The sequence below is a fragment of the Sporichthya sp. genome (assembly GCF_013815995.1).
Classification (GTDB): domain Bacteria; phylum Actinomycetota; class Actinomycetes; order Sporichthyales; family Sporichthyaceae; genus Sporichthya.
Genome location: NZ_JACDFE010000257.1, coordinates 1 through 5,686, shown reverse-complemented (window position 1 = coordinate 5,686; position 5,686 = coordinate 1). Strand labels below are relative to the sequence as shown.

At 70.0% G+C, this 5,686-nt stretch carries 4 protein-coding genes and 1 pseudogene; 2 read left to right on the top strand and 3 right to left on the bottom strand.

Annotated elements, in window-relative coordinates:
* A pseudogene (locus H0X00_RS23995) lies at positions 1-89 on the bottom strand ((2Fe-2S)-binding protein); the annotation flags it as partial.
* 26 nt (positions 90-115) lie between these two features.
* Positions 116-2,449, bottom strand: coding sequence for a molybdopterin cofactor-binding domain-containing protein (locus H0X00_RS20870; RefSeq protein ID WP_293774468.1), 2,334 nt, complete (start codon positions 2,447-2,449; stop codon positions 116-118).
* A gap of 313 nt (positions 2,450-2,762) precedes the next feature.
* Between H0X00_RS20870 and H0X00_RS20865 the strand changes: the two genes are divergently transcribed.
* Complete coding sequence (locus H0X00_RS20865; RefSeq protein ID WP_293774466.1) at positions 2,763-2,966, top strand: hypothetical protein; 204 nt, start codon at positions 2,763-2,765, stop codon at positions 2,964-2,966.
* A 20-nt stretch (positions 2,967-2,986) separates the two neighbouring features.
* On the opposite strand, the gene H0X00_RS20860 is transcribed toward H0X00_RS20865, so the two are convergent.
* Complete coding sequence (locus H0X00_RS20860; RefSeq protein ID WP_293774464.1) at positions 2,987-3,688, bottom strand: hypothetical protein; 702 nt, start codon at positions 3,686-3,688, stop codon at positions 2,987-2,989.
* Between the two features lie 144 nt (positions 3,689-3,832).
* On the opposite strand from H0X00_RS20860, the gene H0X00_RS20855 reads away from it, so the two are divergent.
* Positions 3,833-5,686 (top strand): histidine kinase (locus H0X00_RS20855; RefSeq protein ID WP_293774463.1); only part of this gene is annotated, 1,854 nt, incomplete at its 3' end.

Genomic DNA, 5,686 nt, shown 5'->3' with positions numbered 1-5,686 from the left:
ACGTCACGCAGGACCCAGAGCATGCGGACGTTGTTCTCGATGTCGACGCTGACCTTCTTGCCGTTCAGGATGAACGAGTGCTTAGGCATAACAGTCTCCTCTCTGAGTAGTCAGGTCAGCGCGCGAAACGGCGGCCGTTGATGGGGCTCTGCGGGATGGACGGAACCTTCGGCTTGACGACGAAGCCGAGCGGCTCCCGGTAGTTGACCGGGAACTCGACGGCGTCCTTGCCCTGGGCGTTCTGGTACGCGATCGCCGCGGCGGCCGCAGCGACCGCGATGCCGACCTCGCCGGCGCCGCCGACCAACTCGCGGTTGGCGGGCATGACGATGAACTGCGTCACCAGCGGGGTGTTCCACTGCCGGGTGTACCGGTAGTTGTCCCAGGAACCCTCGAGCGGCAGGCCGTCCTCGATGTGCACGGCGGAGGTCAGCGAGTAGGCGATGCCGTCGGACAGGCCACCCATCAGCATGTGCTGGAGGCCGTTGGGGTTGATCGGCCGGCCGGCGTCGATCGCCATGATCGCCTTGGTCACGCGCGGGCCGGTGTAGGCCTCACGAATCTTGCGGTTCGTCGTGATGGGCCGGTTGTCCAGCTCCATCAGACAGGCGACCTTGCACTTGTACTCCTCGTGCAGGGCGATCGACTGCGAGACACCCTTGGGGAGGGTGCGCCCCCACTGACCGACCTCGGCGACCTTGTCGAGCAGCGCCGTGCTCTTGGCGTCCTTCACGAACGCCCGGCGGAACTCGTAGCCGTCCATGCCGAAGTGCTTGGCGAGCTTCTCCACCATCAGCTCGCGGGCCACGGTGGTGTCGGGGGAGTAGACGTTGCGCACTGCGCTGGAGGGCAGGTCGTCGTACTTGAAGGTCTCGTTCAGCTTCAGGTCGGTCGGACCGAAGTTGTAGGGAACCTGGCAGACGATCTGGAAGAACCCGATCGCCGTCGCGAGGTTGCCCAGCTCGCCGTCGGGGGAGGCGACCAGGTTGCCCGACATGATCTCGCCCAGGCCGTGGGTGAGGTCGGTGGCGCCACTGGTGTGACGCATCGTGATGCTGCTGACGCTGTTACCGGTGACGGTGGCGCGCATCTCGGTGACGCAACCCGGGTGCATGCGACCGTGGCGGTTGTCGTCGGTGCGGTGCCACATGAGCTTGACCGGCTTGCCGAAGAGGCGGGAGGCCTCGACCGCCTCAAGCGCGGCGTCCGGGAACAGCTTGCGCCCGAACGAGCCGCCACCCTTGATGACGTTGAAGGTGACCGCGTCCTCGGGCAGGTCCAGCAGTGCGGCGATCTTCTGCAGCGCGATGATCGGCATCTTGGACGGCGCCCAGATGACGGCGCTGTCCTCGCGGACGTCGGCGATGGCGGCGTTGGTCTCCATCGGCGAACCGCTGCGGAACTGGAAGGTGTAGGTCTCCTTCAGGACGGTCGCGAGCGGGTCGGCCGGGAGCATCGGGAGCGCCGCGTTGGCGATCTCGGTGAGCAGCGACTCGCTGGACGAGCCGTCCTTGCGGCCGGCGGCCCAGTCCACCTTGAGCGCGCGGACCGCGTCGATGCACTGCCCGAAGGTGCGGGCACGGACCGCGACACCGGTCGGGATGATCCCGACGTCGGTGACGCCGGGCATCTTCTTGACGGCGTCCAGGTTGTGGACCTTGGCCACGGTGCCGTGGAAGGACGGGGCACGGCAGACCATGGTCGGCAGCGCGCCGGGGACCTTGAGGTCCATCACGAAGTGCTTCTGGCCGGTGGCGATGTCGCGGGCGTCCACGTTGCCGTAGGACTTGCCCATCACAGTGCCGCGGATCGGGCCGAGGATCGCCTTGTACGGGGTGCGCAGCTCGGAGGCGAGCTCGGAGAGGGCGCCATAGCCGATCATGTCGCCGGCCGGGCCCATCACGTAACCCTGCTTGGTGCGCATCTGGGAGACGTCCACGCCCAGTCTCTGCGCTCCGGCCTCCATCAGCTTCTGACGGGCCGTCAGCGCCATCACGCGCACCGGCTCAATCAACGAGTACAGGGAGCAGGAGCCGCCGGTGAGCTGGTTGTACATCAGTTCCGGACGGGCCGGCGCGAGCTGCACGTCGACGTTCTCGAACGGGATGTCCATCTCCTCGGCGATCACCTGGGCGAAGGAGGTGGTGATCATCTGGCCGTTGTCGGAGCGGGGCAGGGCGAAGAACGCCTTGCCGTCGGGGCGCACCTCGATCGAGAGGAGGTGGTTGGTCGGGATCGATGCGTCGCGCACCGTGTCCATGAAGTCGTAGAAGTCGGCCGGCACCGCGTTGCTGGGGATCGGGGTGACCCCTTCGGCCGCAGCGGCCTGGTCCGGTGCCCACGCCACGTTGGCCGTCACGGCGAGAGTCGATCCCGCCAGGACGTAGCCCACGAACTGGCGACGGGAGGTGCCCGCAGGCTCGAGAGCCTCGGCATTGGTGAAAGACATGGAACTCCTTCCGCCGGCCAGGGGCACCGGCATTCGGACCCGCAGCGGTGACGTTGCCGGCGATACGGGGCCGGCGACGGGCTGGGGGGAAAGGGCCCTTCGGGCGAAGGGCGCGGATCGAGCGGGACTTACCCGGCCAATTCGGTCCGACGGCGCTTATTGGTGGGCCATTTGCTCAAGATTCTTTAAGTGGGATCCATCTGCGTAGCCGTCGGTGGCACATCGACATACGGCGGTCGGGGCGGCCTACGCTGCGGTCGCTGGACGCCAGGAGGGTGCCGATGAGCAGGGAAAACGTCGAGGTCACGCTGCCGTGGATGCGCCAGGGGACCGACCTTGTCAGCCGGTCTCGGCGCGGGCGACCGACCGCGACCGGACCTGGACCCTCGGGCCGGACGGGGAGCGCACCGAGGTCGCCGGCTCCGCCGCCGATCTGCTGGCCTGGGTCGCCGGACGTGCCGACGGGTCAGACCTCGATGCGCCCCACGGCCTCCCGGCGCTTCCGCCCTGGATCTGAAGATCTGAGTTCGTACAGGATCAGGAGACCGGCACGGATTGCGGCACCGTCGGCGGCAGGTAGGACGGACCGGCCGTCGGCGCGCGAAGCAGCACCACCGAACCGGCGATCGTCCAGACCAGCACCGCCGGGATCGCGAACTGGCCGAGGAAGGCGGCCGTGGCGGCAATGATCGCGACGACGCTCGCCACGCCGAGCCAACCGAACCAGCGCGGCAGGGCTCCGGCGTACAACGCGGCGTAGGAGCAGGCTCCGATGACGACGGCGGCCGCGGGCATTGCGTAGACACCCATCGCCGTGTAGCGCAGCTGAGCGAAGAACCGCAGCACGTCCACGCCCGGTACCGGCTCGTCATCGACGACTAGCCCGCGCACGATCGCCCCACCCAGGCCGGTGGCGAAGATCATCGCGACGAAGAGGGTGCCGGCCTGGCGGATCAGAGTTGCTGTTCCCTCGGTTCGGAGCGCGACCTGGCGCGCCAGGGCGGTGACGAAGCCCAGGAACAGCAGTCCCGCCGCGAGCAGCGCGAAGGTGGAAACGACGTCGGCGGTGCGGTTGTCGCCGTCCCGCCACCACGCGAGCATCTCCTGCTCACTCGCATGGCGGGGGACGTCGACCGCCGCAACGGCCAGGAAGAGGGCCACCGCGGACAGGACGCCACACGCGGCTGCCACTCGCTGGCCCGCCTGGACCGGAATTCGGACTGCCTGCTGATACGACATCTGACGCTCCCTTCGAGAACCCGGTGTCCTCGTCGCTCCCGACTGTGAGCCCGGCGCCGGTATCGCCGCATCGGAGCGAGCACCCACCACCGCGTCAGGGTTATCCCCGACGTCGCCCGCCCGTCGCGGTGCCACCATGGGCACATGGGCCCCCCTGCACGTCGCGCGCTGGTCCCAGCCGTCGCGGTGACGCTCTGGCTGACCGTCCTGGTCAGCCTTGGCCTGAGCCTCTGGATAGACCACCGCGTCGAGACCGCGGGCCGGCCAGACCTGGGAGCCGGCGCAACCGAGATCGTCGCCTTCGGCGGGGCCGCGTTCACCGCGGCGACCATCGGCGCGCTGCTGGCGGTCCGCCGGTCGCCGCACCCCGTCGGCTGGCTGTTCCTCGCCCTGGCCACGACCCTCGGGCTCTCCGCCGTCGGCGATTCCTACGGCTCCTACGCCGTCCTGGCCCGTCCGGGTGCCTGGCCCGCAGGGGAACAGGTCGCGACGCTCAGCTCGGGCGTATGGCTTTGGTGGTTCGTGATCCTGGGCCTGATCCTGTTGCTGACCCCGACCGGCTGCCCGGTCTCGCCCGCCTGGGGTCGCGCGGTGTGGGCGAGCCTGGCCGTCGGGGCCCTCGCCTACGGCGGCTTCCTGCTCCGGCCGGGCAAACTCAAGCAGGCGCCCTTCGAGAGTGTGACGAATCCCTGGGGCATCGAGCGACTGGACGGCCTGCTGGGGCCGACCGTGGCGATCAGCGCCGGAGCGTCCGGGATGTTGTTCATCGCCGGCGGGATCTCACTGATCGTCAGATTTCGGCGCGCGCAGGGGGACGAGCGTCGCCAATTGCTCTGGCTCGCCCTGGTCGTCATCCCGCTGCCGCTCTACATCGGCGGCTCCTTCGTCGCCGCCGGAACCGGGCACGAGACCGTGCTCGGCCTGCTGACGGCGGGGTACCTGCTGCTGATCCCGATCGCGGCGGCGCTGTCGATCGCGCGCTACCGCCTCTACGACGTGGACCGCATCTTGACCCGGGCCGCGACGTACTCGCTGCTCTCGTTGTTGCTCGCGGGCGTCTACGTCGCCACGGTGCTGTTCGCGGTCTGGTCCCTGCGCGACGTGTCCGGGAGCTCCCAGATCGCCACCGCGGTGGCCACGCTGGCCACCGCCGCGGCCGCGGCGCCGGCCCGGCGCTGGCTGCAGGCCGGGATGGACCGTCGGTTCAGCCGCCGCCGGTTCGCTGCGCTCGAGCTGGTCCGCAACGCGCTGCGCGGGGCGGCCGCCACCCGGGACGTCGACACTGCGTTGCGCCTGGCGCTTGCGGACCCGGGGCTGCGGGTGGCCTACCTGGTCGCCCCGGACGGCACCTGGGTGAGCGCCGCTGGTGACCCGGTGACGCCGGCCCCGGACGAGGTCGTGGTGGAGCGGTTCGGGGTCCCGGTCGCCAGCATCGCCTTCGACCCGGACCAGGTCGGGCGCGAGCTGGTCGTGGAGGTCGCCGCCGAGGCCGGCGCCGAGCTGGAGGCCGTCGGCCTGCGCGCGGCCGTCGCGCTTCAGTTGGCCGAGGTGCGGCTCTCGCGGGCACGGATCGTGGAGACCCAACTCGCCGAACGGCACAGGATCGAACGCAACCTGCACGACGGGGCGCAGCAACGCTTGCTGGCGCTGGCCTTCCAGCTACGCGCAGCCCAGCTGCGGACTCGCTCGCCGGAGCTGGCCGTCGACCTCGACCGCGCCGTGACGGAGCTTCAGACGGCGGTGGGGGAACTGCGGGCGCTGGCCAACGGTCTGCACCCCGCGATCCTGGTGGACGGTGGCCTGGCCGCCGCCCTGGAGGATCTGGCGGCCCGCTCCCCGGTGCCGGTGCGCCTGGACGTCGGACCCGAACGCTTCCCGCCGGCCTGCGAGGCCGCGGCCTGGTTCGTCGCCTGCGAAGCGGTCGCCAACGCGGTGAAGCACGCCCGCGCCACCGGGGTCGAGGTCGGGGCCCGGGCCGACGCGGACCGACTGCTGGTG